This window comes from Sapientia aquatica, assembly GCF_004358105.1.
GTDB lineage: Bacteria > Pseudomonadota > Gammaproteobacteria > Burkholderiales > Burkholderiaceae_D > Solimicrobium > Solimicrobium aquaticum.
In genome coordinates this window covers 850,780-877,454 of record NZ_SMYL01000001.1, presented here as the reverse complement: position 1 = coordinate 877,454, position 26,675 = coordinate 850,780, and the positions used below count along the sequence as shown (strand labels likewise).

21 protein-coding genes are annotated in these 26,675 nt (G+C 47.9%); 14 read left to right on the top strand and 7 right to left on the bottom strand.

Features of this window, described 5'->3' with window-relative positions:
- Window positions 1-113 precede the first annotated feature (113 nt).
- The 6 genes from kdpE to kdpF all read right to left on the bottom strand — a co-directional run bounded on the left by kdpE (window position 114) and on the right by kdpF (window position 8,307).
- A complete protein-coding gene (gene kdpE, locus E2I14_RS03935; RefSeq protein WP_133325587.1) occupies window positions 114-827 on the bottom strand; it encodes a two-component system response regulator KdpE in 714 nt (237 codons plus the stop codon).
- Window positions 828-838: 11 nt separating this feature from the next.
- Window positions 839-3,538 (bottom strand): DUF4118 domain-containing protein, encoded by a 2,700-nt coding sequence (locus E2I14_RS03930; protein WP_133325585.1) that lies wholly within the window; start codon window positions 3,536-3,538, stop codon window positions 839-841.
- A gap of 66 nt (window positions 3,539-3,604) precedes the next feature.
- Window positions 3,605-4,177: a potassium-transporting ATPase subunit KdpC gene (gene kdpC, locus E2I14_RS03925; protein ID WP_133325583.1), complete on the bottom strand. Its 573-nt coding sequence runs from the start codon at window positions 4,175-4,177 to the stop codon at window positions 3,605-3,607.
- 31 nt (window positions 4,178-4,208) lie between these two features.
- Window positions 4,209-6,305, bottom strand: a complete 2,097-nt coding sequence (kdpB, locus tag E2I14_RS03920; RefSeq protein ID WP_133325581.1) for a potassium-transporting ATPase subunit KdpB — start codon at window positions 6,303-6,305, stop codon at window positions 4,209-4,211.
- Between the two features lie 89 nt (window positions 6,306-6,394).
- Window positions 6,395-8,218, bottom strand: coding sequence for a potassium-transporting ATPase subunit KdpA (kdpA, locus tag E2I14_RS03915; RefSeq protein WP_133325579.1), 1,824 nt, complete (start codon window positions 8,216-8,218; stop codon window positions 6,395-6,397).
- Window positions 8,218-8,307, bottom strand: coding sequence for a K(+)-transporting ATPase subunit F (gene kdpF / locus E2I14_RS03910; RefSeq protein WP_133325577.1), 90 nt, complete (start codon window positions 8,305-8,307; stop codon window positions 8,218-8,220). Before kdpF ends, kdpA begins: the two co-directional genes overlap by 1 nt.
- Window positions 8,308-8,868: 561 nt before the next feature.
- On the opposite strand from kdpF, the gene ccoN reads away from it, so the two are divergent.
- The 10 genes from ccoN (at window position 8,869) to E2I14_RS03860 (ending at window position 17,723) form a co-directional block, all read left to right on the top strand.
- Window positions 8,869-10,302 (top strand): cytochrome-c oxidase, cbb3-type subunit I, encoded by a 1,434-nt coding sequence (gene ccoN, locus E2I14_RS03905; RefSeq protein ID WP_133325575.1) that lies wholly within the window; start codon window positions 8,869-8,871, stop codon window positions 10,300-10,302.
- An 18-nt stretch (window positions 10,303-10,320) separates the two neighbouring features.
- Complete coding sequence (ccoO, locus tag E2I14_RS03900) at window positions 10,321-10,944, top strand: cytochrome-c oxidase, cbb3-type subunit II (protein ID WP_133325573.1); 624 nt, start codon at window positions 10,321-10,323, stop codon at window positions 10,942-10,944.
- Window positions 10,945-10,957: 13 nt separating this feature from the next.
- On the top strand, window positions 10,958-11,107 hold the full coding sequence (locus E2I14_RS03895) for a cbb3-type cytochrome oxidase subunit 3 (RefSeq protein WP_133325571.1): 150 nt from the start codon (window positions 10,958-10,960) through the stop codon (window positions 11,105-11,107).
- Between the two features lie 2 nt (window positions 11,108-11,109).
- The gene (gene ccoP, locus E2I14_RS03890; RefSeq protein ID WP_133325569.1) at window positions 11,110-12,060 is read left to right on the top strand and encodes a cytochrome-c oxidase, cbb3-type subunit III; all 951 of its coding nucleotides are present in this window, start codon (window positions 11,110-11,112) and stop codon (window positions 12,058-12,060) included.
- A gap of 15 nt (window positions 12,061-12,075) precedes the next feature.
- Window positions 12,076-13,512, top strand: a complete 1,437-nt coding sequence (gene ccoG / locus E2I14_RS03885; protein ID WP_133325567.1) for a cytochrome c oxidase accessory protein CcoG — start codon at window positions 12,076-12,078, stop codon at window positions 13,510-13,512.
- Between the two features lie 8 nt (window positions 13,513-13,520).
- Window positions 13,521-14,048: a FixH family protein gene (locus tag E2I14_RS03880; RefSeq protein ID WP_133325565.1), complete on the top strand. Its 528-nt coding sequence runs from the start codon at window positions 13,521-13,523 to the stop codon at window positions 14,046-14,048.
- Window positions 14,049-14,138: 90 nt separating this feature from the next.
- Window positions 14,139-14,378: a hypothetical protein gene (locus tag E2I14_RS03875; RefSeq protein ID WP_133325563.1), complete on the top strand. Its 240-nt coding sequence runs from the start codon at window positions 14,139-14,141 to the stop codon at window positions 14,376-14,378.
- Between the two features lie 73 nt (window positions 14,379-14,451).
- Window positions 14,452-15,210: a sulfite exporter TauE/SafE family protein gene (locus tag E2I14_RS03870; protein ID WP_133325561.1), complete on the top strand. Its 759-nt coding sequence runs from the start codon at window positions 14,452-14,454 to the stop codon at window positions 15,208-15,210.
- Between the two features lie 74 nt (window positions 15,211-15,284).
- Window positions 15,285-16,655 carry a nucleotide 5'-monophosphate nucleosidase PpnN gene (gene ppnN / locus E2I14_RS03865; RefSeq protein WP_133325559.1) on the top strand — a complete coding sequence of 457 codons (1,371 nt, stop codon included), beginning with the start codon at window positions 15,285-15,287 and terminating at the stop codon, window positions 16,653-16,655.
- A 90-nt stretch (window positions 16,656-16,745) separates the two neighbouring features.
- Window positions 16,746-17,723 (top strand): chemotaxis protein, encoded by a 978-nt coding sequence (locus tag E2I14_RS03860; RefSeq protein ID WP_133325557.1) that lies wholly within the window; start codon window positions 16,746-16,748, stop codon window positions 17,721-17,723.
- 94 nt (window positions 17,724-17,817) lie between these two features.
- Here E2I14_RS03860 and E2I14_RS03855 read toward each other — a convergent pair whose 3' ends face one another.
- Window positions 17,818-18,291 (bottom strand): FKBP-type peptidyl-prolyl cis-trans isomerase, encoded by a 474-nt coding sequence (locus tag E2I14_RS03855; RefSeq protein ID WP_227544571.1) that lies wholly within the window; start codon window positions 18,289-18,291, stop codon window positions 17,818-17,820.
- Between the two features lie 293 nt (window positions 18,292-18,584).
- Between E2I14_RS03855 and E2I14_RS03850 the strand changes: the two genes are divergently transcribed.
- From E2I14_RS03850 to E2I14_RS03835, 4 genes are all read left to right on the top strand, one after another.
- Window positions 18,585-20,471 carry an MFS transporter gene (locus E2I14_RS03850; RefSeq protein WP_133325553.1) on the top strand — a complete coding sequence of 629 codons (1,887 nt, stop codon included), beginning with the start codon at window positions 18,585-18,587 and terminating at the stop codon, window positions 20,469-20,471.
- 341 nt (window positions 20,472-20,812) lie between these two features.
- Window positions 20,813-22,336 (top strand): efflux transporter outer membrane subunit, encoded by a 1,524-nt coding sequence (locus E2I14_RS03845; RefSeq protein ID WP_133325768.1) that lies wholly within the window; start codon window positions 20,813-20,815, stop codon window positions 22,334-22,336.
- Window positions 22,337-22,424: 88 nt separating this feature from the next.
- Complete coding sequence (locus E2I14_RS03840) at window positions 22,425-23,552, top strand: efflux RND transporter periplasmic adaptor subunit (RefSeq protein WP_133325551.1); 1,128 nt, start codon at window positions 22,425-22,427, stop codon at window positions 23,550-23,552.
- 11 nt (window positions 23,553-23,563) lie between these two features.
- A complete protein-coding gene (locus tag E2I14_RS03835; RefSeq protein ID WP_133325549.1) occupies window positions 23,564-26,620 on the top strand; it encodes an efflux RND transporter permease subunit in 3,057 nt (1,018 codons plus the stop codon).
- The last annotated feature ends 55 nt before the right edge of the window (window positions 26,621-26,675 follow it).

The following is a 26,675-nucleotide window of genomic DNA, read 5'->3' as shown; positions in this document are numbered from 1 at the left end:
TCGATGGAGTAAAAAAAGGTAGCCTCGGCTACCTTTTTTTATGTTTGCAATGAAGATTTTCAGCCATGTTCAGCGTTTCAAACCAGTTCAATAATCATCATTAGCAGTGATTTCTAACTCGCTAAAACGTCTCCGACCACCAAACGATATCCCACTCCTGTTTCCGTCAAAAAATGCTTAGGTTGGGCTGGCGAGTGTTCTAATTTTTGGCGCAAATTTGCCATGTAAATCCGTAAATAATGGTTGCTCTCAGAATGGTTGGGTCCCCAAACATCATTGAGCAATTGGCGATGCGTGAGTACCTTGCCCGCATTGCGCGCTAGCACCGATAGCAGTCGATATTCAATCGGACTCAGATGCACCGCTTCGCCATTTTTGCTGACCGTGCGCAGCGAAAAATCGACGTTAACATCACCGAAGTGAAATAAGTGATCGTTTGAGCCGGTGCTGGGCTGGCGGCGGCGCAGATGCGCTTTGATTCGCGCAATCAGTTCTGCCGTGCCAAATGGTTTGGTTAAGTAATCGTCCGCGCCAGCATCGAGTGCGCCGACTTTCTCTTGTTCTTGCGTTCGGGCCGATAAAACAATGATCGGTACTTCGCTCCAACTACGCACTTCCTGGATTACCTCAATCCCGCTGATGTCGGGCAAGCCCAAGTCCACGATCACGATATCTGGTTTGCGGGTGGCGCATTCGATTAAACCTTGTTTGCCGGTTTCGGCCTCGTGCACGATGATGCCCTCGTTGGTCAGTGCGGCACTGAGAAAGCGTCTGATTTGCTTTTCATCTTCGATTAAAACCAGATTAATAATGGATTCGCTAGTCATGGGCGCAGGGCTTATTCGCTTTCGATTTGTGGTGGATTGCCGATGGGCAATGAGAAGCTGATTTTAGCACCTTGGGTCGGTAAATTCGTCGCCCAAATACGACCTTGATGCGCTTCGATAATGGCTTTGCAGATCGCTAAACCCAATCCAACGCCGTGAGTGGCTGATTCCTTTTCGCCGCGGGTGAATTTATCGAAGATCTTTTCTTCCATCCCAACGGGAAAACCTTGCCCGTTATCGATCACGCTGACAATCAAGTCGTTATTAGTCATATTGGCTTTAATCACGATGTGATCGTGCCCGTACTTGACGGCGTTCTCAATCAGATTGCACAGCACACGCTCCAATAACACCGAATCAAACGAGATCAGCGGCAGATGCGGCTGTATCTCAAGCTCAATATGATTTTTAGCCGTCACTTGGCTCGATAAGCGCAAAGCGCTGCCGATTACCTCGTCAATTGGCTGCCATTGACGATTGAGCAGGACTTTGCCGGATTGAAGTTTCGCCATATCGAGCAGGTTAATAATTAAGCTGTTCATGTGGCGAGCTTCTTCATTAATGCCGCTGATCAGTTCTTGACGAGTGCTTTCGCTCAGTTGATTTTGTGCGGCTAAGGTGCTGGACAATCCAACGATGGCCGTCAGCGGCGTTCTGAGGTCGTGCGAAATGGCGGACAACAAGGAATTACGCAGGCGCTCAGCCTCAATGCTGATGAGCGCATCCTGCGCCACGTCCACGTAATGCACCCGCTCTAAGGCTAAGGCGATTTGCGCGGCGAAGGTGTCGAGCAATTGTTGTTGTTCCGGTTGAAAAATCTGTTTCGGATCATTCGGCGCAATGGCGATAACGCCACGGGTACGCATCGGCGCTTGCAACGGGATATAGAGCAAAGGATTAGCGGGCAGGGTATTGGTGCCAAGGCCAGCGCGTTGTTGATTGTCGTACACCCACTGCGCCACGCCTAAATCCAAATGCTCAGGCACGGTGCTGGTATTGACCAACGGTTGGCGAATCGCTTCGTGACTATCGGGCAGTAACAACGCGATTTTGGCTTGGAACACACCCACCAAATGCTCGTTACTAATTTCAATAATTTGATCAACCATTAAGGCCGAGGAGAGCGCTTTACTCATTAGATTTAAGGCGTTAGTGCGCCGTTCGCGGTAACTGGCAATACGCGCTTGATAGCGGAAATTAGCAGTTAAGTTGCTGATGATGAGTGACACCGCCAGCATGATGGCAAAGGTAAATAGGTATTGCGTATCCGAGACTGAAAACGAGAAACGCGGTGGGACAAAGAAAAAATCGAACGAAGCGACGCTTAAAAACGAAGTAAAAATACTCGGGCCGCGCCCAAATTTAATCGCCACAAATACCGCGGCCAAAATGTACACCATGATTACATTGGCTAAATCAAAAATATTAACCAAGCCTGCTGTAATGCCAGTGACCGCGATACAAATCGCTGCAGCCCACAAATAATCTTTGGGTGCGCTCATTTGGCCCGCTGGCATGCCAATTAAATTGTCGTACTCGCTGTGATTGCCTTGACTAAGCGATTCGGTATCGAAGTCGTGTCCGACCACATACACATCAACGTCAGTGGTGCGACTGGCTAATTCGTCGGCCAAACTGGTACGCAAAATCCGTGACCACGTAGGACGTAACGATTTGCCGATTACCAGCTTACTGACGTTGCGGCTTTGCGCGTAGCTCAGTAATACCGGAGCGAGTTTTTCGCCCGACAAGGTGGTGGTTTCCGCGCCCAATTCTTGCGCCAGTTTGAGCGTTTTATGAATCGATTCGCGCTTGGCGTCGGAGAGTTTTTGCAAGCTCGGTGTTTCGATATAGACCGCAATTAAATCGGCTTTCAAACTCGCGGCTAAGCGCGCAGCGCTGCGGACTAATTTTTTGCTGGAATCGTGCGGGCCTATGCAGACTAGTAAGCGCTCTTTGGCTTGCCACACGTCTTGGATAGATTGGTCGGCGCGGTAGTCGCGCATTTGCGTGTCGACTTGATCGGCGGTGCGGCGTAGGGCTAATTCGCGTAAAGCGATTAAATTCCCTTTGCGGAAAAAATTCTTAGAAGCGCGTTCCGCTTGATGTGGAATATAGACTTTGCCTTCTTTTAAGCGGCGCAATAATTCGTCCGGCGGTAAATCCACCAAGGTAATTTCATCGGCCATATCGAAGACGCGATCAGGGATGGTTTCCCAGACTCGGATTCCGGTAATTTGACCGACTACGTCGTTCAAGCTTTCTAAGTGTTGAACATTTAAAGTCGAATAGACATTAATCCCCGCCGCCAATAATTCTTCCACATCTTGCCAACGCTTTTGATGACGCGCCCCGGGAATGTTGGAGTGCGCTAATTCGTCCATCAAGATCAGTGCTGGTTTGCGTTTTAACGCACCATCTAAATCGAATTCGTCGCGCAACTTATCGTGGTAGTTGATTTTTTGCGGTGGCAGAATAGCCAAACCTTCTGTCATTGCAATGGTGTCGCGTCGGCCGTGGGTTTCGACCACGCCCACCAGCACATCAACGCCTTGTGCGCTTTGTACTTTGGCGGCCGCCAGCATGGCAAAGGTTTTTCCCACGCCGGCACACGAACCAAAAAACAGCTTGAAATGTCCGCGCTGCTGCTTGGCATCTTCACGCTGAATTTTGTCGAGTAGTTCGTCCGGATTTGGGCGGGTATCGCTCATGGTTTAACGGCTTTGCTTGAAATTATTTCTATTATAGGTGGGGCAAGAGATTCCCCCAAGCAAGTCTTAATGCTGTTGATCGAGTGCCAAATTGAGCTTTAAGACATTCACCCGCGCTTCACCCAGAATTCCCCATTGTGGCTCTGAGGTTGCGTCGGCCACTAATTTTTTAATCGTGTCCGGACTCAAGTTACGGGCTTTGGCAATACGTCCAACTTGGTAGTAAGCGGCGGCGGGGCTGATTTCAGGATCAAGGCCGCTACCGGATGCGGTGATCAAATCCACGGGAATTGGCAGCTTGTTTTCTGGATCGGCTTCTTGCAAGGCTTTAATCCGATCGGCAACCGCGGCTTTTTGAGCAGGATTAGAAGGGCCAAAATTGGAGCCGCCAGAATTAACGCCGTTATACGGCATCGGTCCAGTAGCAGAAGGGCGGCCCCAGAAATAATTCGTGCCGCTAAAGCTTTGACCGATTAAGGTAGAACCGACCAGTTTATGGTCTTTTTCAATCAAGCTGCCATCGGCTTGGTTGGAGAAAAATACTTTCCCCACGGCGGTGGTAACGAGTGGATAAAGCAAGCCAGTGATCAAGCTCAATAGGATAAATAAGCTGAGCGCAGGGCGAATAAGAGTTTTCATAAATAGTCCTTGGTTAAGCGTGGTGTAGCAATTAAGCCCAGCCGAATACAGTCAGGATGACGTCAATAAGCTTGATGCCGATAAACGGAACAATTAATCCGCCTAAACCATAAATCAATAAATTACGACGTAACAAAACAGCAGCTCCTAAGGCGCGGTATTTCAAGCCTTTTAGCGCTAACGGAATCAAGACGATGATGATTAACGCGTTGAAAATCACAGCCGACAAGATGGCGCTGGATGGCGTCGCTAAGTGCATCACGTTCAACGCGTTGAGCTGCGGATAGGTAGTGGCGAACGCAGCTGGGATAATCGCAAAGTATTTAGCCACGTCGTTGGCAATCGAGAAGGTGGTCAGCGAGCCGCGCGTCATCAACATTTGCTTACCGATTTCGACGATTTCAATCAGCTTGGTTGGGTTGGAATCCAAGTCCACCATGTTCCCAGCTTCTTTGGCTGCTTGGGTTCCGGTATTCATCGCCACAGCCACGTCGGCTTGCGCTAAGGCGGGCGCGTCATTGGTGCCGTCACCGGTCATCGCTACCAATTTGCCTTCGGCTTGGTGGCTACGGATTAGCTTTAATTTGTCTTCCGGCGTCGCTTCGGCTAAGAAATCGTCCACGCCTGCTTCGGCGGCAATGGCGGCGGCGGTTAAACGGTTGTCACCTGTAATCATCACAGTTTTGATACCCATTTTGCGCAGCTCGGCAAAGCGTTCTTTGATGCCACCTTTAACGATGTCTTTGAGTTCAATCACGCCTAAGACGCGGCTACCTTCCACGACGACCAAGGGCGTACTACCTTTTTTTGCTACCACATCGACCAAATCGCTGACATGCTTAGGGAAGGAATCACCTAAATTAAGCACGTACTGGCGAATCGCCTCAGCCGAACCCTTGCGGATTTGCCGTTGGACTGGCGCTGCGCCGTTTTCGCTTTCATTCAGATCAACGCCGCTCATGCGAGTTTGGGCGGTAAAGGGGATAAAAGTCGCGCCCAATGCTTGAATATTGCGTTCACGCAGTTGGAATTTTTGTTTCGCCAAAATAACGATGCTGCGTCCTTCGGGAGTTTCATCGGCTAATGAGGAAAGCTGCGCTGCGTCGGCTAATTGTTCTGCGCTAACGCCTATGGTTGGATAGAAATCCGATGCTTGGCGATTGCCTAATGTGATCGTGCCGGTCTTATCCAACAACAGCACATCCACGTCGCCCGCTGCTTCCACGGCGCGACCCGACGTGGCAATCACGTTGGCTTGCATCATGCGGCTCATGCCGGCAATACCAACTGAGGACAATAAACCGCCGATTGTGGTTGGAATCAAGCAAACTAATAATGCGACTAAAACCGTAATCGTGATCGGTGAGCCTGCGCCTGCTGCGGTGACGCTAAATAACGAAAATGGTAACAAGGTGACGGTCGCCAACAAAAAGATGATGGTCAACGCGACCAATAAAATAGTCAGCGCAATTTCATTCGGCGTCTTTTGACGCTTAGCGCCCTCAACCATGGCAATCATACGATCCAAGAATGCTTCACCAGGATTGACCGATACCCGCACAATAATCCAATCCGACAATACGCGAGTGCCGCCGGTGACCGAGCTAAAATCGCCGCCCGATTCGCGGATAACTGGCGCCGATTCGCCCGTGATGGCCGATTCATCGACCGACGCTGCGCCTTCGATGACTTCGCCGTCAGCGGGAATCACATCATTGGCTTCGACTAAAACGATGTCGCCTTTGATTAAGGTCGATCCTTTGACCGAAACGCGGGTGGCATTGATATCCGCCGTTTGTAATTTTTTGGCAGCGACATCTTGTTTCGCGCCGCGTAAGGATTCGGCCTGTGCTTTGCTGCGACCTTCCGCCAAGGCTTCCGCAAAATTGGCGAACAGCACGGTAAACCACAGCCATAACGAAATGCTGATAATGAATCCGGCTGGTGCTTCGCCATTGCCATTAAGGGCTTGCAGGGCTAAGCCAGTGGTCAAAATACTGCTGATATAGACCACAAACATCACCGGATTCTTGATCTGGGTGAGGGGCGATAATTTGCGGAACGCATCCGCCAACGCGACTTTTAAAATGTCGGGGTTCAATAATGATTGATTAATTTTGTGTGTCATAAGAACTTTCGCAATCCGTCTTTAACTGGGTCAAAGTGCAAAAAATAGTGTTGAGTATCGATGTCATGTTGTGTGAGTTGGAGCTCGGCCTAATGCCCCGAGTACAACATCAGATGTTCAACCACCGGCCCGAGTGCTAAAGCAGGGATGTAAGTCAATGCGCCAACAATAATCACGCTACCAATTAATAAGGTGACGAATAAAGGACCGTGCGTTGGTAAGGAACCCAAGGTGGTCGCCAAGCGCTTTTTACGCGCTAAAGAACCAGCAATCGCCAACACAGGAACAATCACCAAGAAGCGCCCAAACCACATCGCAATCGCCAACATGATGTTGTAGAACGGCGTGTTCGATGTCAGCCCAGCAAAGGCGCTGCCGTTGTTATTGACGGCTGAAGAAAAGGCATACAAAACCTCGGTGAAACCGTGCGAATTGGGATTGAGAATGCCCGCTTTCCCATCCGCGACGATGACCGACACGGCAGTTCCAACTAATACCAAGAACGGCCCGATCAGAATCGAAATCGAGACCATTTTCATGTCAAAAGCTTCGATTTTTTTGCCTAAATATTCTGGCGTGCGCCCGATCATCAAGCCCGCGATAAAGACGGCCAGAATCGCGAAAATGAGCATGCCGTATAAGCCGGAACCAACGCCGCCGAACACAACTTCGCCCAATTGAATCAACCACATTGGAATCATTCCGCCTAGGGCAGTAAAGGAATCCAACATGCCATTCACCGCGCCGCATGAAGCTGCCGTAGTAACGGTTGCAAATATACTGGTGGCGACCAGACCGAAGCGGGTTTCTTTCCCTTCCATATTGCCACCGGCTTGCGCAAAATTGCCCACGCTAACTTGCGTAGCTTGGTCAATTCCCATGCCATTTAATGCGGGATTGCCAGCCATTTCGGCGGCGTTGGTGCAATAAGCCATGACCACAAATAAAATCGTCATCGCCGCTAACACCGCCCAACCTTGACGAATATCGCCGACCATTTTTCCGAAGGTCAAACACAAGGCCGCCGGAATCAAAAAGATCGCAATGATTTGCACGAAATTACTCAGCGGAGTTGGGTTCTCATAAGGGTGAGCAGAATTGGCGTTGAAGAATCCGCCGCCGTTGGTGCCAACCATTTTGATCGCTTCTTGCGAGGCAACTGGGCCCATCGGCAAGGTTTGTGTCGTTGTCGTTAAGGTTTCTTGCACCGCCACGCCGTTGGCATCCAAGATTGGCGCGCCAGCAGCATCGACTTTGGGTTGGGTGTACGTCAACGGCTCGGATAGGGTAACGGTTTTGTAGGAGTCGAAGTTCTGAATCACGCCTTGCCCCATAAATACGAGCGCAATGACGAAAGCCAAGGGCATCAAAATGTACAGCACACTGCGGGTCATATCGACCCAAATATTGCCAATCGTCGAGACGCTATGTCGCGCAAAGCCGCGAATTAGCGCGACAACAACGGCCAAGCCCGTCGCCGCGGATAAGAAGTTTTGTACCGCCAAACCGAGCATCTGGGTCAGGTAACTCATGGCTGCTTCGGGTGTGTAGCCTTGCCAGTTGGTATTGGTCACAAAACTAATGGCTGTATTAAATGAGGAGTCAGGGCTAATTGCCGCCATTCCTTGAGGATTGAGCGGCAGCATGCCTTGCAAACGTTGCAGCGCATAGACCGCTAACACACCAAGCAAATTAAATAGGATTAAGCCGAAGGCATAGCTTTTCCAGCCCATTTCGGTCTCTGGATCAACGCCACATACCCGATAAATTAGTTTCTCGACCGGACGTAAAAGGCGGGTCGCAAGATTGCCCTCGCCGCTCATGACGGTGGCAATGTAGCTTCCTAGCGGAACAGCCAGTATCAATAAAACGATTAAAAACAGTGCTAACTGAAAGTGGATAGATGAGTTCATTAAAACGTCTCCGCTTTTAACAAGGCATAAACCAGATAAACAAAAAGCAGGGCGGCGATCACTGCGACGATAATTTGCAAAATACTCATTGTTTGCCTCCAAGTAGGCTGCAACCTTTAACGATCAAAAGTGTGATAGCGGCAAACGCGACGATGCCAACCAGGTAATAAGTGTCCATGCGATCTGCTCCAGGGGGTTAGATGCTAGAACAATACGGAAAGCTGGGTAAAGTTGCTGTATAGGTTTGAAGGGTGGGTGTAAAGATTGTGTAAAGATCGGCCTGCAAATGACGTAGCGCAGTAAATCTTTATTTATATTTTGTGGAAATCATAATTTTTGTTTTCTGAATCGCTGGTTCGGATTACACTAAAACCCTCTCCGAAGTAATGCCTCTCCAGTTTGAATTGTGTGTAGTTGGATTCCCTAGTTTTTGTAGTGTGTTCAGTGCATTTAATTTCTGTCTTCGTTACGATTTTTGCAAATTCACAGTGTTTGAGTTATAAAGTTACATTTTTATACACAGATGCTGATGCTTCAAATTTGTTTCTGTGTTTCATATTAGTAATGTTTCCAATCGGTTTGATTTATGTCAATCCGCCTGAGATTACTTAAGTCTAAGCTACCAACAGTTAACCCACCTGTGCGAGATCATGAGCCAAAATATAGAAACTACTTATAACTACCGTGTGGTACGGCAATTTGCCATTATGTCCGTTGTCTGGGGTGTGATTGGGATGCTAGTCGGCGTAGTCATTGCCGCGCAATTAGCATGGCCAGAACTCAACCTCGGCATACCTTGGCTGACGTACGGACGAATTCGTCCACTGCATACCAATGCAGTCATTTTCGCCTTCGGCGGTTGCGCTTTGATGGCAACTTCTTACTACGTTGTTCAGCGTACCTGTAATGTGCGCCTATTCTCAGATCGCCTAGCTGCTTTCACCTTTTGGGGCTGGCAAGCCGTGATCGTTGGCGCTGTTCTGACCCTACCTTTGGGTTATACCCGCGGTAAAGAATACGCGGAATTAGAATGGCCAATTACTATACTGATCGCCATTGTTTGGATTGCCTACGCTGTGGTGTTCTTTGGAACCTTGGCTAAGCGTAAAGTCACCCACATTTACGTTGCGAACTGGTTCTACGGCGGTTTTATTTTGGCCGTCGCGCTGCTGCACGTGGTCAACGGAATGACACTCCCAGTTTCCTATCTCAAATCGTATTCAGTCTATGCCGGTGTGCAAGACGCGATGGTGCAGTGGTGGTATGGGCATAACGCGGTCGGCTTTTTCTTAACCGCTGGCTTCTTAGGCATGATGTATTACTTCGTTCCGAAGCAAACCGGACGTCCAATCTATTCTTATCGCTTATCGATTGTTCACTTCTGGGCATTGATTTTCACCTACATGTGGGCCGGTCCGCATCATTTGCAATACACCGCTTTGCCAGATTGGGTGCAATCGCTCGGTATGGTGTTCTCACTGATTTTATTGGCACCTTCTTGGGGCGGCATGATTAACGGGATTATGACGTTGTCTGGTGCTTGGAGTAAGTTGCGTTCCGATCCAATTCTGCGCTTCTTAATCGTTTCCTTATCCTTCTACGGTATGGCGACATTTGAAGGCCCGATGATGGCGATTAAAACAGTCAACGCGTTATCGCATTACACAGATTGGGGTATTGGTCACGTTCACTCGGGCGCGTTAGGTTGGGTTGGATTTATCACCATCGGCAGCTTGTACTACATGATTCCACGCTTGTTTGGTAAGACTCAGATGTACAGCGTGAAGTTGATCGAAGTGCATTTCTGGACAGCGACTATTGGCGTGGTGTTGTACATCTCCGCGATGTGGATTGCCGGTGTGATGCAAGGAATTATGTGGCGTAGTGTGAATGAAGACGGTACGTTGATGTACACATTTATCGAAGGCGTCAAAGCAACTTACCCTTACTACATCATTCGTGTTGCAGGCGGTCTGTTGTACATCTCAGGTATGTTTGTGATGGCATATAACGTGGCAAAAACGGCGATTGGTGGTGAAGCAGTCAATCCAGTCATTCCAGCGCCAGCCTTGGCACACGCTTAAACCATCGGGAGAAATTGAATGAGTATTAGCAAATTTAGTCATGATCTTATCGAGCGCCACGTTGGTTTGCTGCTGGTAATGGTTATCTTGGTGGTCAGCGTCGGTGGTTTGGTTGAGATCGTTCCGTTGTTTTTCCAAAAATCCACAACGGAAGCGGTCACCGGCTTAAAACCCTATACCGCGCTGCAATTAACTGGCCGCGATATTTATTTGAAAGAAGGCTGCTACGGCTGCCATTCACAAATGATTCGCCCTTTCCGTGCTGAAACCGAGCGTTACGGTCACTATTCGGTGGCTGGTGAGTCTGTTTATGACCACCCATTCCAATGGGGTAGTAAGCGTACTGGCCCAGATTTAGCGCGGGTGGGTGGACGATATAGCGACGATTGGCATCGGATTCATTTGAACAATCCGCGTGACGTTGTGCCGGAATCGAATATGCCAGCCTACGCTTGGTTAGCGAAAAACAAATTAGATCCATCCGAAATCCAGCCAAAACTGCGCGCCATGCAAACACTGGGTGTTCCGTACACCGAAGCAGATGTTCAGGGTGCACCAGAACAGCTTAAAGATAAGACGGAATTGGATGCATTAATCGCCTATTTGCAAGTGTTAGGCACAGCGATTAAAAATAGAAATTAAGAAAGGAACTCACATGGACTTCTCGCTATTAAGCAGTATTTTTACTGTCCTGAGTTTGGTTGTCTTTATTGGTATTCTTTACTGGGCTTTTAGCACTCGCAACAAAGCCAAGTTTGAAGCCATTGGACGCTCCCTGATTGATAACGATAATGGAAAAGACTAATCATGGCTGATTTTTTTAACGAATGGTGGGGCATCTGGATCGGCATCCTCGTCATCATTAGTATTTTAGGATGTGCCGTTCTATTGTGGTCCCAATCGAAAATTACTGTTCCATTGGATGCGGATGGCAAGCCGCAACCAGTCGGTACAACAGGTCACGTTTGGGATGGTGATTTAGAAGAGGCGAATAATCCTTTGCCGCGTTGGTGGATGTGGTTGTTTTATATCACCGTCGTATTTGGCTTGGGTTATCTCGTTTTGTACCCAGGCTTGGGAAGTTTCAAAGGTACTTTGGGCTGGAGCGAAGTCGGCGCCTATGAAAAAGAGGTCAAAGACGGCGAGGCGCAATATGGTCCCTTATTTAATAAGTATTTGGCCATGAAAATTGAAGATGTTGCCAAAGACCCTGCAGCGCGCGCAATCGGTGAACGCCTATTTTTGAATACCTGTGCACAGTGCCATGGCTCCGACGCGCAAGGTAGCAAAGGCTTTCCAAACTTAACCGATCACGATTGGCTCTATGGTGGTGATCCTCAAACAATCGAGACCACAATTCGCGAAGGCCGCAACGGTGTTATGCCGCCAATGGCTGCAGTGGTGGGAACCGATGATGATGTGCGGAATGTGGCTAACTATGTGTTAAGTTTATCTGGCTCTGCCCATGATCCAATTAAAGCAGCATTCGGCAAATCCAAGTTTGTGGCTTGCGCGGCTTGTCATGGTGCGGATGGTAAGGGTAACCAAGCTTTAGGCGCACCAAACTTGACTGATAAAACATGGCTTTATGGTGGCGACATTAATACCATCATGGAAGGCATTAATTTGGGTCATAACAACCACATGCCAGCGCATAAAGATTTACTCAGTGACGCCAAGATTCATCTTCTAACTGCCTATGTTTGGAGCCTGTCGAATGCTAGCGGTTTAGAAGCGATTGAGAAACAAAAGCAGTAAGTAACTAGGGTAGAAATGGAACCAACGCCAATTAAGCAATACACCAAGGAAGAGTTTGCCGCGACAACTTCGCAATATGGCGAGCAAACTCTGTTTGAGGTTCACGAAAAAATTTATCCACGTATCACCCACGGATGGTTTTCTAAATGGCGTTGGGTTCTAGTTTGGTTCACCCAACTAATTTTTTACGGCGGCGCTTGGTTGAATTGGAATGATCGCCAAGCGATTTTATTTGATCTGACCGCACGTAAATTCTATATTTTTGGTCTGGTCATCTGGCCGCAAGATTTCATTTATTTGACCGTCTTGCTGGTGATTTCCGCATTATCCTTATTCCTATTTACGACAGTAGCGGGGCGCTTATTTTGTGGCTACGCTTGTCCGCAAACTGTCTACACCGAAATTTTCATGTGGGTTGAGCGTAAGGTCGAAGGAGACCGCAATGCTCGTATTCGTCTTGATAATGGTGCTATTTCCGCCAAAAAAATCTCGCTTAAATTAATTAAGCATGGACTGTGGCTAGCGATCGCATTGTGGACGGGTTTCACCTTTGTCGGCTATTTCACGCCCATCCATCATTTATCGGCGGAAGTATTGGCCTGGACATTAGGCCCTTGGGAAACCTTCTGGATATTCTTTTATGGCTTCGCAACCTACGGTAATGCGGGGTGGATGCGCGAACAAGTGTGTAAATACATGTGTCCTTACGCCCGCTTCCAAAGCGCGATGTTTGATAAAGACACCTTAACCGTTACTTACAATGTCGCGCGCGGCGAACCACGTGGTTCCCGAAGTAAAAATGCGGATCATAAAGAACTTGGCTTAGGCGCTTGCATCGATTGTGGTATTTGCGTGCAAGTCTGTCCCACCGGTATTGATATTCGTAATGGCTTGCAATATGAGTGCACCGGTTGCACCGCCTGTATCGATGGTTGCAATGACATCATGGATAAAATGGGCTATGAGCGTGGCCTGATCAGCTACAACACCGAGCACGCGCTAGAAAATGGTCTCACCAAAGCCCAGATGTGGAAGCGGGTATTTAGACCGCGAACCTTGGTCTATACCGGCATCTTGTGGACGATTATTTTAGTCGCAGCGATCACCTTGGCTAATCGCGTGCCGCTAAAAGTCAACGTCATCCGTGATCGCGGCATGCCACGCGTAACCGAAACCGGAGCAATCGACAATGTCTATAAATTGCAAATCATGAATGCGCTCGAACAAAGCAATACTTATTCCGTGGAAGTTGCTGGCATTCCCGGTGCCGAAATCTTAACCGAGCACACGATTGAGATTCCAGGTGCGAGCAATAGGGCGTTCCCCGTCCGAGTGCAAATTCCTTATGGAAGCGCCGAAAAAGGATCGAATAAAATTCGCTTCATTATTAAAGATGCTAAAAATCCGAATGTATCTGTCACCGAAAAAGCCGTGTTTTTAGTGCCACGCTAATGTAATCAATGAAAGAGATAATGATGGATGTTTTGCCTACCCTGCAAAAAAGAGATAACTGGAAAAAAGAACCTTGGCTGTTGCTAGTCATTGGCGGCCCATTATGTGTGGTTTGCGCTAGTTTGTTCACTGGTTATTTAGCCTTCAGTGGTGCAGATAAAGTCGTCACAGAAGATTATTACAAACAAGGCTTAATGATTAACACCGATTTGGTTCGTGACGCCAAAGCGCGGGCGCTAAAACTAGAAGCTAACTTGCACCTACAAGCAGATGGTCAACTCGAATTGCGACTGCAAGGCCAAGGTCAACTACCCGATACCATTTTACTGAGTGTCGCCACATCTGACGCGCATGACTTGGTTGAGACTACCCACCGTCTGCCCTTGCGCCAAGTGACACCCGGCATCTACCAAGGTAAGCTATCTGAGACGAAAGCCTCGTTGATGCATTTGAAATTGGAAGCAACCGGTTGGCGGTTGACCAGTGATTGGCATCATCCAGCAGATTCCGATTTGCAAATTAGGGCGGTTAATTGAGGTGTTAATTTAAGGTGTTAAATTAAGCGCTATTGTTTATTATTACGAATTGCTATCAGTCAATTAAGGAGTTCTGCTTTGGAATATCAGATGCCGCAATCCATCACGACCTTCCGTTTGGTGATATCGATTTTATGGCCCGCTTTCTTAATGGCCTGCGTTAGCAGTGGTGTGGTGTTTAGTATTATCGACCCGTCCGATTTGCTTGGTTTCGATGAGCGCTTTGACCTTGGGGTTGATGCAACTTATACCGTTGGTTTCCTGCTATTCTGGTTTTTGGGCTGCGTTGCCAGCACCATTACTGCAATCCTTTTGACCAAGCCGCGTTGAACCCTTTTGACTTTTTACCGCAGCGATGCCTAAGCCGGTTAACGCCGGCTTTTAACATTTCTCGTCCAACTCAATGCTGAATCAATCGCTCTTGCTCACAGCCTTACTTGCTGGAGTGGCCGGCGGAAGCCATTGCATAGGCATGTGCGGCGGGATCGCTGCGATGCTGTCAAATTCGTCTAAGTCAAAAGCTGCCATTATCGCAGGGTCGAAAATTATCCCTATCCATGCCCAAGAAGCCAGTACGACCAAGTCGCAGGTTTGGAGAAATATTGGCTTATTGCATGCAGGACGGTTACTGACTTACGCGCTCGCGGGCGCATTGGTTGGCGCATTGGGTGCGGCTGGATTGTTGCTCAAGCCGGTTATTCCTGTTCAATCCATTCTGTTTTTTATTGGAAATGTAAGCCTGATTTATTTGGGCTTTAAATGCTTGGGATACGTGCCTAACTTTGTATCGTTGGGGCGCTTCGGGCAAATCTTTAGCGTGCGAATCAGTGGTCGCTTTGCTGCAATTTTTAGCAACGTGCGCTTGTCGCGTTCGTATTTCGTGCGCGGAATCATCTGGGGTTGTTTGCCTTGCGGATTGGTGTATGGCGTTTTGCCATTGGCTTTAGTGAGCGGCGCAGCTTGGTCGGGCGCGATCTTAATGCTGTGTTTTGGATTTGGCGCTTTGCCGTATCTGCTATTTACCCAGGGTTTAGTTCAACGTTTTGGCGCGAAAAAGCCACCAGTTTGGTTGGCGGTTGGCGCTGCCCTGATTCTCATTGGTTTGGGCTTATTAGGCTTGTTTTTGCCTAACGAGCACCATAATGCAGGTTGGTGGTGTTGATTTTTTTAAATTGAATTACACTGAAACGAGAACTTCCTAAACTTGTTTCATTTCAATTTAAAAAAGAGGTCAACATGGATTATCCGGTAATGGATACCCAAATTTCTCCCGAAGGTCGCTTAGACGTTCTCTCCAAAGCAGAAATCAACAAACTACTCGATACCAGTCATGGCGGTTTGTATACCATCTTCCGCCACTGTGCCTTGGCGGTGTTAAATAGCGGAAACGCACTCGACGATGGCAAAGAATTACTTGCGCGGTATCCGTCGTTTGCCATTAGCATTATTCATCGTGAGCGCGGAATTAAGCTCGACATCAAGAATGCGCCAGCGAGCGCCTTTGTTGATGGAGTGATGATCAAAGGCATTCAAGAGCACGTGTTTGCTGTGCTGCGCGACATTATCTTCTTGAATAGCGAAATCGAAGGCAATCCTCAATTTGACGTCACGACATCCCAAGGGATTACCGATGCGGTATTTCATATCTTACGCAACGCCAACTTGTTGCAACCTTCGATAAATCCCAATTTGGTGGTGTGCTGGGGCGGTCATTCCATCTCCGGCAATGAATACGATTACACCAAACACGTCGGTTATCAGCTAGGTCTGCGCGGATTGAATATTGGCACCGGTTGCGGCCCTGGCGCGATGAAAGGCCCAATGAAGGGCGCGACAATTGGTCACGCGAAGCAACGCAGCTCGACTGGCTTGTATTTAGGTATTACTGAGCCGGGAATTATTGCCGCCGAAGCGCCTAATGCGATTGTCAATGAGCTGGTTATATTGCCCGATATTGAAAAGCGCTTGGAAGCCTTTGTCCGGCTTGGACACGCCATCATCGTCTTTCCGGGCGGCGCAGGTACGGCCGAAGAAATCCTCTACGTGCTGGGAATTTTATTGCACCCAGACAACGCCGATATTCCATTTCCCTTAATCTTCACCGGACCGTCTAGCGCTGCCGACTATTTCAAGCAAATCGACCAATTTATTGGCGGCACCTTGGGCGCGAAAGCGCAAGCGCGCTACCAAATCATCATTGATAACCCCGAGTTGGTTGCTCAACGTGTGAATGCCGGCATTACCGAGGTGCGTGCCTTCCGCAAATCAACATCGGATGCGTATTACTTTAATTGGTCGCTGCGTATTCCAACCGAATTCCAGCAGCCATTTATTCCCAATCACCAAAATATGCGCCAGTTGCAATTGCACAAAAACCAAGAGGCCTACCTGCTGGCAGCCAATTTACGGCGCGCGTTTTCGGGAATTGTGGCGGGAAATGTCAAAGCGGCGGGGATCCAAGCGGTGCAGCAGTTTGGCTATTTCGAGATAACTGGCGAGACGGATTTGATGGTTTCCATTGATTCTTTGCTAAGTTCTTTTGTTCAGCAGCAGCGCATGAAACTGCCGGGAACTCAGTATGTGCCGTGCTACCACGTAATAAAATAAGTTTTCCGATGGAAATGCCTAGCCTGTTTAGAAATCGTCACTATAATCAATTCAGAGCTAGGTAATTTCGACAGTCTTATCGGAGGTAACATGAGTTCAATTCAGCAAGAAATTGACGAACGCACGAATCTAACAGCATCAAACAAGTTTGAATTATTGTTGTTTCGCTTAGGCATTGCCAAACAAACACAACATTCTGAGTTATTCGGAATTAATGTATTTAAAGTCCGTGAAATTGTGGCCATGCCCAGCATCACCGAAGTCGCAGGTGCAGTCGATCACATGCTGGGCGTAGTTAACCTGCGTGGGCAAATCATTCCTGTTATTGATCTTCCTGGCGTGGTGGGATGCGTTCCTAGTACTGGATTGAATATCTTGCTGGTCACCGAGTATGCGCGCTCGACCCAAGGCTTTGCGGTGGAATCGGTGGAAGAAATTGTGCGCTTGGATTGGGGCCAAGTTTTGTCCGCTGAATCCAGCTCCGTGGCTGGCATGGTCACCAGCATTGCTCGTTTGGACGGTGATATTGCCAATACACGCTTGGCGCAAGTGTTGGACGTGGAGCAAATCCTGCGTTCAATCCAACCCGAAGAACCAGAAATCGATGCAAAAACGGTTGGCCCCTCGTTATTGTTGCCCCCTGGAACCGTGATCCTCGCCGCCGACGATTCGCATATGGCGCGTACGTTGATTGAGCGCGGCCTGACAGCCATGGGCGCACCATTCATCATGACCAAAACCGGTAAAGAATGCTGGGAAAAGCTCCAAGCGCTCTCAAACGAAGTCGAAGCGCAAGGTAAAACAATCCATGACAAAGTTGCTTTGGTGTTGACCGATTTGGAAATGCCAGAAATGGACGGTTTTACCTTAACCAGAAAAATCAAGCATGACACCCGATTCCAATCGTTGCCGGTCGTTATTCACTCCTCGTTGACTGGTTCTACCAATGAAGAGCACGTGAAAAACGTCGGAGCGGACGCTTATGTAGCCAAGTTTGTGGCCGAAGAGTTAGCCTCGACCATCCGCCGAGTGTTGGCAGACGCAAAGCTAAAGTTGAGTCTGAGCTAAATGATGAAGTAGGGTGAAGTAGAGGGAAGAAATAGCAAAAGGGAGAGTTGTAATAACTCTCCCTTTTATTTTGACTCAGATTTGGTCGGATTAACTATTTAACGTCAACCAATTCAACATCAAAAATCAATGTCGCATTCGGTGGAATCGAGTTGCTTCCCTTAACGCCATAAGCCAAATAGCCCGGAATAATCAGAGTGCGTTGTCCGCCGACTTTCATCCCTTTGATGCCAAGATCCCAGCCGCGAATTACCGTGCGGGCATCTAATTGGAAGGTGAGCGGTCTGCCGGAATCAATCGAGCTGTCGAATTTACTGCCACGTTTATCGGGCTTTTTCGGGTCATATAACCAGCCGGTGTAGTTGACATCCAAATAAAGCCCAGGCGAGGCTTCAGCACCCGTCCCGATCTTGTTATCGATTTTGATTAATGACGTTATCTTGGCCGGTGCATTCGCGACGGTGATTGGCTCGGCTGCTGACGTTGCGGCAGGCTCCGTTGGCGCATTTTGAGCGGCACAAATCCCAACGGCAGTAAATAACAACAGCATCAGGGAAGTTCGTAACATTGGCGAGTTAAATAGATTCATAGGTAATTAGTTTGTGAAAGAAAATGAGAACACGGCTAAAAACACGCGTAATAGTAATGCATTTTGCCAGCCATTTTTAAAAAAACGTACTTGGCGGTAATTCCGGTAGTTGATTATGACTGTCGCTCCAAAGAACTGCATTAAACCCTAGTTCCAATCCTTGGGTGTTACAAATATCGTGCAACAATAATTTTTTGATTGGGATTGCAAACGCAACAAAGTCGGTGGATGTTGATGTATATTTCCAGAATTCCATTGATTTTGATTCCAAAATGAAACCAACCAGCCAATTCTCATTGCTCCTGCAACGCCGTTTCGCCCCATTTTTTTGGACTCAATTTCTTGGCGCACTCAACGATAACGTATTTAAAACCGCCTTATTAACCATTCTGACCTTCGATGCCTTGAATTGGACCGATATGAATATCGGGCTACTCAACAATCTAATTCCCGGCTTATTCATCCTACCTTTCCTATTATTTTCGGCATCCGCAGGCCAAATCGCGGACAAAGTTGAAAAAGGTAAGCTCGCGCGCGCGGTCAAATTGTTAGAGATTTTCATTATGAGCGTGGCCGCTTTGGGCTGGTTTAATCATCAGTTGTGGCTGCTAATCGCCGCCGTGGCTGGGATGGGATTGCATTCCACCTTGTTCGGGCCAATGAAATACGCCTATTTGCCGCAGCATTTAAAGACGGATGAACTCATTGGCGGTAACGGGATTGTTGAGATGGGTACTTTCGTCGGTATCTTATTAGGCGAAATTATCGGCGCGCTCTTGGTCGTGCACAAACCTTGGGGCATCCATTTAGTGGCGCTTGGTACCATCGGAATCGCGGTTTTAGGCTGCGTTGTGAGTTGGCGCATTCCCCCATCTCCAGCGCCGGTGCCGGATTTGGAAATGAATTGGAATCCGTTCAGCGAAACCATACGCAATATTCGTTTCTCGCGCCAAAATCGCACAGTGTTCTTATCCCTGCTGGGTAATTCGTGGTTCTGGTTTTATGGCGCGATTGTTCTTGCGCAATTTCCTCAATACGCCAAAGAGTACTTGCATGGCGATCATAGTGTTTTTGTGTTGCTACTAGCGATATTTTCGGTGGGAATCGGGGCTGGTTCATTGCTTTGCGAGCGACTTTCGGGCCACAAAGTTGAAATCGGTTTAGTGCCGTTTGGTTCGTTCGGCTTAACTTTATTCGGCATTCTGCTGTACTTTGCTAGCGGTCATTACGTTGCTACCGCCAGCGTCGATGCTGGGAAATTCTTGGAGCAGCAGGGCAGTTGGTTGATTTTAGGAGCGATTGTTGGCCTTGGAATCTTTGGTGGTTTATATATTGTTCCGCTGTTTGCCCTGATCCAAACTCGCTGTGATCCAACACACATGTCCCGCACCATTGCGGGGATGAATATTCTGAACTCGTTGTTTATGGTGGTCGCCGCCTTGTCTGCCATGGTGATGCTGAAATCTGGTTTGAGTATTCCACAGATTTTTTTGGTGACCGCATGCTTAAACGCGCTGGTTGCAATGTATATATTTAGTTTGGTACCCGAGTTCCTAATGCGTTTTTTAGTCTGGCTGTTAATCCATACCATCCATCGTGTCCGCGGCATTAACATCGAACGCATTCCTTCGGAAGGTCCAGCGGTGTTGGTGTGTAACCATGTGAGCTATTTGGATGCTTTAGTCATTGCCGCTTACGCACCGCGCCCAATTCGCTTTGTGATGGATAATCGGATTTTTAACATTCCATTGTTCTCGTGGATTTTTAGAACAGCCAAAGCAATTCCGATTTCATCCGCCAAGCAAGATCCTTGGGTGATGGAGCATGCGTTTGTCGATATAGCCAAGGCATTGCATGAGGGCGAACTGGTTTGTATTTTCCCTGAAGGAAAGCTGACCCAAAATGGCGAGATTAATGCGTTCAAGGCTGGCGTTCAAACCATTTTAGAACGAACGCCAGTGCCAGTGATTCCTATGGCGTTGCGCGGATTATGGGGAAGTATTTATAGTCGGAGCAACGATAATCCATTTGAACGAGCCTTCCGCCGCGGTTTATTTTCTCGCTTGGAATTGGTGGTGGGAGAACCGGTTCCGTCAGAAACAGCCAAGCCTGACTATCTGAAACAACAAGTAGAACAGTTACGCGGACGATGGCAGTAGGGCGAGTGATTGGCGCGGAATTAACAATTTTTAATTGATGCGGCGCACTATTTTTCTAGTACATTGTTCTTGTTTCTGCTTTAATTAACAGTTCTTGAGGGCGCTATTTTGCTCTGTTTTCGTTATTTTAATAAAAATAAACCCTGTTTTAAAAAAGCGGTATAATGCGCTCCTGACTTTTGGGTCATTTATTTTTTTGTTTGGTTTCTAGCGTCATTTAAGCGTCAAAATCTCCCCCCAGTAATCCGAATTTGTTGCACCTTGAAGTGGGCTGTAGCGCATTACCTTTACCTGACTTTATAGTCAATTAAGCAATCATCAGGAGCATATCAGTGAAAAAAATGATGCAACTTCCCTTAATTAATTCCGTACCATCTGGGTTAAATCAGACCGTCTTAGCGATGTCGATCAGCCTGCTGTTAAGTGCTTGCGCGGTTGGCCCTGACTTTAAAGCACCTGTACAGCCAGCAAAATCAGATACTGCAGCCTACACTTCGACACCTACGGCAACGCAAACTGTCTCCGCTGACAATGTGGCTGGTGCGGCGCAAAAAATTAATGTTGGGCAAGATATTCCAGCGCAGTGGTGGACGATTTTTCACTCAAGCGAGCTTGATCAGTTAATCCGATCGGCCTTAGAGCAAAGCCCTAATTTAGCGTCCGCGCAAGCCGCCTTGCGTCAAGCTCAAGAAAACTACAACGCTCAATACGGCAATACAATCTTCCCATCCGTAAATGGAACATTAGGAGCAAGCCGCAATCAGGCATCTGCCGTTTCGACCGGTGTTCCTGGGGGGCAGTTATACACTCTGTATAACGCGTCGGTGAATGTGTCTTACACGATAGATTTGTTCGGTGCGAATAAACGTGCGTTAGAGGGCGCGCAAGCTGCAGTTGATTACCAACACTTTCAAGTTGAGGCAGTGTATTTGACACTGACTTCTAACTTGGTGACAACCGCTGTTAGAGAAGCTTCGATTCGAGAACAAATCAAAGCCACTCAAGAAATTCTGGACTACCAAACGCAGCAATTAAATGTAATTGAGCGTCAATTAGCGATTGGTGCGATTCCCAAAGCCAGCGCTTTAGCGCAACGCAACTTGGTTGCCCAAACTCGCGCTAGTTTGCCGGCACTTGAGAAATCATTGGAGCAAACTCGTAACCAATTAGCAGTGTATGCTGGTCGCCTACCTAGCGATGCTGGCCTGCCAGAGTTTAAGCTGGAATCCCTGCAGTTGCCGCAAGACTTGCCATTATCCATCCCATCAGCGTTAGTGCGCCAACGGCCTGATATCCGCGCCAATGAGGCCTTGCTGCATCAAGCTAGTGCTGAGGTCGGGGTTGCTACCGCCGCACAATATCCGCAAATCAATCTGACCGCGAGTTACGGCTCCGCTGCGACCAAAGCAAGTCAACTGTTCAGCAAAGACTGGAATTTGTGGAACATCGGCGCCGGTATTACGCAACCGATCTTCAATGCTGGTGCGCTATCCGCCAAAAAACGTGCAGCAGTTGCCGCCTATGATCAAGCCGATGCGCAATATCGTTCGACGGTGTTATCGGCTTTCCAAAGCGTAGCAGATAGCTTGCAAGCACTTGAATTCGATGCCAAAACGTTGAAACAACAGGTCGAAGTCGAGTCCACCGCAAAACAAACTTTAGAGTTAACAACGCAGCAGTACAAACTTGGTGCTGTCAGCTCACTGGCTTTGCTCGACGCGAAACGCACCTATCAAAGCGCCAAGATTGCTCTGATTCAAGCGCAAGCAGCGCGTTACGCCGATACTGCAGCCTTGTTTCAATCCTTGGGCGGTGGCTGGTGGAATCGTCCTGAATTGAAAGATATCTCGGTTAAAAATGAGTGAGTATCTGCAGTAGAACAGACTTAAATAGTAAATCGTACTTTTAGAAATCATTTTATTTTTGAACATTGAAACGTAAGGGGAAGTATTCATGACTAAGCGTATGCTCATCATGCTGGGATGTGTCCTATTGTTGATTATTGGATTGGCATTTGGAAAATATCTGCAAATTAAGCAATTAATTGCTAACGCCCCTAAGCAAGGCGCTCAAACCGTATCAACAACTAAGGTAACCTCGGTTGAATGGCAACCACAGTTGGCCTCAGTGGGAACAGTTGCGCCATTCCGCGGTGTTGACGTCACTTCCGAAATTGCTGGGTTGGTTCGTGAAATCAAATTTAAATCAGGCGATACCGTTAAAAAGAACGACGTATTGTTTGTATTGAATGCCGATTCTGACATCGCTCAATTACACGCTTTGGAAGCCGCGGCCGAGTTGGCAGCAGTTGTATTAAAGCGCGACGAAGCTCAATTTGCGGTTGAAGGTGTTAGCCAAGCGCAAGTCGATGCCGATAAAGCTGACTTAAAAAGCAAACGCGCTTTAGCTGAGCAGCAAGCTGCATTGGTCGCGAAGAAAACAATTCGCGCGCCGTTCTCTGGACGTCTAGGCATTACAGCGGTCAATCCAGGTCAATACGTTAATCCAGGTGACAAATTAGTTAGCCTGCAAACAGTTGATCCAATCTACGTGAATTTCTTTGTTCCGCAAAAACAAACCGCGATGTTGAAAGTGAACCAAAACTTAAACATTTCGAGTGACGCTTTCCCTGGCGTGAAATTTATCGGTAAGGTCAACGCTATTAATCCTGTGATTGACGCCAGCAGCCGCAACGTTCAAGTGCAAGCAAAATTGTCGAACGAAAAGCAACAATTATTGCCGGGCATGTTTGCTAACGTGAGTTTGGATGTTGGTACAAAAGGAAACTACATTACCTTGCCGCAAGCAGCCATCACTTTTAATCCATATGGTTCCACGGTGTTTGTAGTCAAAGCGGGCGACAAAAAAGACGATAAAGGCAATGCAACGTTAGTTGTGAGCCAAGTATTCGTTGAAACTGGCGCGACCCGCGGCGATCAAGTGGCCATTACCAAGGGCTTGGAAGTTGGTCAAGAAGTCGTTACCAGCGGTCAGTTAAAGCTGAAAAACGGTACGCAAATTATTGTTGATAATTCGGTGACTCCGGCCAACGATGCCAATCCAACTCCTCAAGAACACTAAGAGGTAATACGATGAAATTTACCGATCTTTTTATCCGACGCCCGGTCTTGGCTATTGTTGTTAGCCTGTTGATCGTGGTGCTCGGTGTGAAGTCATTGTTTTCGCTACCAGTCAATCAATATCCTAAAACGCAAAACGCGATCGTCACTATTTCGACCACGTACTACGGTGCGGATGCGCAAACAGTCGCTGGTTTTATTACCCAACCGTTGGAATCTTCCATCGCACAGGCCCAAGGAATCGATTATTTATCCTCATCAAGCACTAACGGGGTATCGACTATTACAGCAACGTTGCGTTTGAATTACGACGCTAACCGCGCTTTGACCGAGATTAGTACCCAAGTCAATGCGGTGAAAAACCAATTGCCAGCCCAAGCGCAGCAACCTGTTTTAACCGTGCAAACCGGTCAAACCACGGATGCGATGTACATGGGTTTCTACAGCGATACTTTGCCGACCAATAACGTTACCGACTTCTTGCTGCGGGTCATTAAACCTAAGCTTGATTCGATTGACGGTGTTCAGACCGCTGAGATCTTAGGTGCTCGTACCTTCGCGTTACGCGCATGGTTGGATTCGTCCAAGATGGCAGCGATGGGCGTGACTGCAGCGGATGTGAGCGGTGCATTAGCTAGCAATAACTATTTGACCGCATTGGGCGCATCCAAAGGTCAGACAGTCACTGTTCCGCTGACCGCAGGAACCGATTTGCACTCAGTGGAAGAATTTAAACAGCTCGCCGTAAAGCAAAATAATGGCGCGATTGTTCGTCTGGAAGATATCGCCACGGTGAGCTTGGGTTCCGAGAATTACGATTTCAACGTGGCCTTTAGTGGCGTTCGTTCGGTCTTTATCGGTATTAAAGTTGCACCTGAAGCGAACATTTTGAATGTTGCCGAGCGCGTTCGTAAAGCTTTCCCAGGTTTGCAAGACGAATTGCCACACGGTTTGACCGGCAAGATTGTGTACGACTCGACTGAGTTTATTAATACCTCGATCTCTGAAGTGATTAAGACTTTGGTCGAAGCCTTGGTGATCGTGACCGTGGTTATTTACTTGTTCTTAGGTAGCTTCCGCGCGGTGTTGATCCCGGTTATCGCGATGCCATTATCATTGATCGGTACTTTCTTCGTGATGCTGATGTTGGGCTACTCAATCAACCTGTTGACCTTGCTCGCATTAGTATTAGCGATCGGGTTGGTGGTGGATGACGCCATTATCGTGGTTGAAAACGTTGACCGCCATATGAAGGAAGGCAAGTCCCCAATTGAATCTTCCATTTTGGCGGCGCGTGAACTGGGCGGTCCAATTTTGGCGATGACAGTTGTTCTGATCGCCGTATATGTGCCGATTGGTTTCCAAGGCGGCTTGACTGGCGCATTGTTTACTGAATTTGCCTTCACGCTGGCGGGTTCGGTGGCGGTATCGGGCGTCGTCGCGTTGACCTTGTCGCCAATGATGTGCGCGCGCTTCTTTAAACCTGAGCAAGACTCGGGGAAATTCGTGATGTTGATTGATCGCATTTTCGAAAAAGTGCGTCACGGCTATCTGCGCGTTCTGCACAGTATTTTAAATACTTGGCCAGTCTTGATTGTGATGAGTGTCATCTTGATCGGCTGTTTGGTGTTGATGTTCAAAATGTCGACTTCCGAACTAGCGCCAGAAGAAGATCAAGGTATTGTCTTGTCCCAAGTTGTTGGAGCGCCAACGGCAACTGCAGATCAAATGCAAGTGTATGCCGACCAAGTCTTCAAAGTTGCTCATTCTATGCCTGAATATAAGCAGATGTTCCAATTGACTGGCGTACCGACTACCAATGCTGGTATTGGCGGTGTGCTACTGAAAGATTGGGATCAACGCTCACGCAGCGCCAAAGAGATTCAACAAGACTTGCAAGCTAAGTGGAATAAATTGGCTGGTGCAAAAGTTGTGGCCTTCCAATTCCCAGCATTACCGGGATCCTCTGGCTTGCCAGTTCAATTCTTGATTACGACGACTGAGCCATTTGCTAACTTGAACGAAGTTTCCCAAAAGGTGATGGCTAAGCTTCAAGCTTCGGGCAAATTCTATTTTATCGATAACGATTTGAAACTCGACAAGCCGCAAGCAACCTTGGTCGTGGATCGCGATAAAATCGCAACGTTGGGCATGACTCAGCAAGACGTTGGACAAGCACTTGGTGCAGCGTTGGGTGGTGGTTACGTGAACTATTTCTCGATTGCGGGTCGTTCTTACAAAGTTATCCCCCAGGTGCTGCAAGTTAATCGTTTGAATCCCGATGACTTATTGGATTTCCATATCCGCACACCGGCTGGTGACATGATTCCTGCGAGCACAATCGCGCATATCACTACTTCTGTTGTGCCTGAGTCGGTCAATCACTTCCAACAGCTGAATTCGGCAACGATTTCCGGTGTGGCTGGTGTATCTCAAGGCGAAGCGCTGCAAATTATGCGTGATGCGTTGAAAGAAGTGGCCCCAACGGGTTACAGCGCTGACTACTCAGGTCAATCGCGTCAGTTTATGAATGAATCTGGCGGTTTCGTTGGAACATTGTTGTTTGCTGTGATTATTGTGTTCTTGGCGTTGGCCGCACAATTTGAAAGCTTCCGTGATCCAATCGTGATTTTGGTGTCTGTGCCGCTGGCATTGTTTGGTGCAACCATCTTTATTTTCTGGGGCTTCTCGTCCATCAATATTTACACTCAAGTTGGTCTAGTAACACTGATGGGCTTGATTAGTAAACACGGTATTTTGATTGTTGAGTTTGCTAACCAGTTACGTAAAAAAGGTTTAGACAAGCGCGCTGCGATTGAAGAAGCTGCTGGTGAACGTCTGCGTCCAATCTTGATGACTACCGCGGCGATGGTGTTCGGTGTATTGCCTTTGGTGATTGCATCCGGTGCTGGTGCGGCTGGACGTCACGCGATGGGCTTGGTGATTTTCACTGGATTGTCTATCGGTACTTTATTTACGTTGTTTGTGGTTCCAGCGATGTACGTATTTATTTCTGGCGCTCACGTTGCAGTCAATGAAGTGGACAAGCAAATTGCTAAAATGGCGTAATTTGCCGAAATAAGTAGCAAAGAAAAAGCCCTGAATTTTGTGATTCAGGGCTTTT

What these genes read in the sequence shown, in the direction of transcription:
- E2I14_RS03895 (WP_133325571.1), top strand. Translation starts at nt 10,958, where the DNA reads ATGGACTTCTCGCTATTAAGCAGTATTTTTACTGTCCTGAGTTTGGTT.
- E2I14_RS03850 (WP_133325553.1), top strand. Translation starts at nt 18,585, where the DNA reads ATGAAACCAACCAGCCAATTCTCATTGCTCCTGCAACGCCGTTTCGCC.
- ccoO (WP_133325573.1), top strand. Translation starts at nt 10,321, where the DNA reads ATGAGTATTAGCAAATTTAGTCATGATCTTATCGAGCGCCACGTTGGT.
- E2I14_RS03875 (WP_133325563.1), top strand. Translation starts at nt 14,139, where the DNA reads ATGCCGCAATCCATCACGACCTTCCGTTTGGTGATATCGATTTTATGG.
- E2I14_RS03845 (WP_133325768.1), top strand. Translation starts at nt 20,813, where the DNA reads ATGATGCAACTTCCCTTAATTAATTCCGTACCATCTGGGTTAAATCAG.
- kdpA (WP_133325579.1), bottom strand. Translation starts at nt 8,218, where the DNA reads ATGAACTCATCTATCCACTTTCAGTTAGCACTGTTTTTAATCGTTTTA.
- kdpF (WP_133325577.1), bottom strand. Translation starts at nt 8,307, where the DNA reads ATGAGTATTTTGCAAATTATCGTCGCAGTGATCGCCGCCCTGCTTTTT.
- kdpB (WP_133325581.1), bottom strand. Translation starts at nt 6,305, where the DNA reads ATGACACACAAAATTAATCAATCATTATTGAACCCCGACATTTTAAAA.
- E2I14_RS03880 (WP_133325565.1), top strand. Translation starts at nt 13,521, where the DNA reads ATGAAAGAGATAATGATGGATGTTTTGCCTACCCTGCAAAAAAGAGAT.
- E2I14_RS03930 (WP_133325585.1), bottom strand. Translation starts at nt 3,538, where the DNA reads ATGAGCGATACCCGCCCAAATCCGGACGAACTACTCGACAAAATTCAG.
- ccoG (WP_133325567.1), top strand. Translation starts at nt 12,076, where the DNA reads ATGGAACCAACGCCAATTAAGCAATACACCAAGGAAGAGTTTGCCGCG.
- kdpE (WP_133325587.1), bottom strand. Translation starts at nt 827, where the DNA reads ATGACTAGCGAATCCATTATTAATCTGGTTTTAATCGAAGATGAAAAG.
- ccoN (WP_133325575.1), top strand. Translation starts at nt 8,869, where the DNA reads ATGAGCCAAAATATAGAAACTACTTATAACTACCGTGTGGTACGGCAA.
- E2I14_RS03855 (WP_227544571.1), bottom strand. Translation starts at nt 18,291, where the DNA reads ATGTTACGAACTTCCCTGATGCTGTTGTTATTTACTGCCGTTGGGATT.
- ppnN (WP_133325559.1), top strand. Translation starts at nt 15,285, where the DNA reads ATGGATTATCCGGTAATGGATACCCAAATTTCTCCCGAAGGTCGCTTA.
- E2I14_RS03835 (WP_133325549.1), top strand. Translation starts at nt 23,564, where the DNA reads ATGAAATTTACCGATCTTTTTATCCGACGCCCGGTCTTGGCTATTGTT.
- E2I14_RS03840 (WP_133325551.1), top strand. Translation starts at nt 22,425, where the DNA reads ATGACTAAGCGTATGCTCATCATGCTGGGATGTGTCCTATTGTTGATT.
- E2I14_RS03870 (WP_133325561.1), top strand. Translation starts at nt 14,452, where the DNA reads ATGCTGAATCAATCGCTCTTGCTCACAGCCTTACTTGCTGGAGTGGCC.
- E2I14_RS03860 (WP_133325557.1), top strand. Translation starts at nt 16,746, where the DNA reads ATGAGTTCAATTCAGCAAGAAATTGACGAACGCACGAATCTAACAGCA.
- kdpC (WP_133325583.1), bottom strand. Translation starts at nt 4,177, where the DNA reads ATGAAAACTCTTATTCGCCCTGCGCTCAGCTTATTTATCCTATTGAGC.
- ccoP (WP_133325569.1), top strand. Translation starts at nt 11,110, where the DNA reads ATGGCTGATTTTTTTAACGAATGGTGGGGCATCTGGATCGGCATCCTC.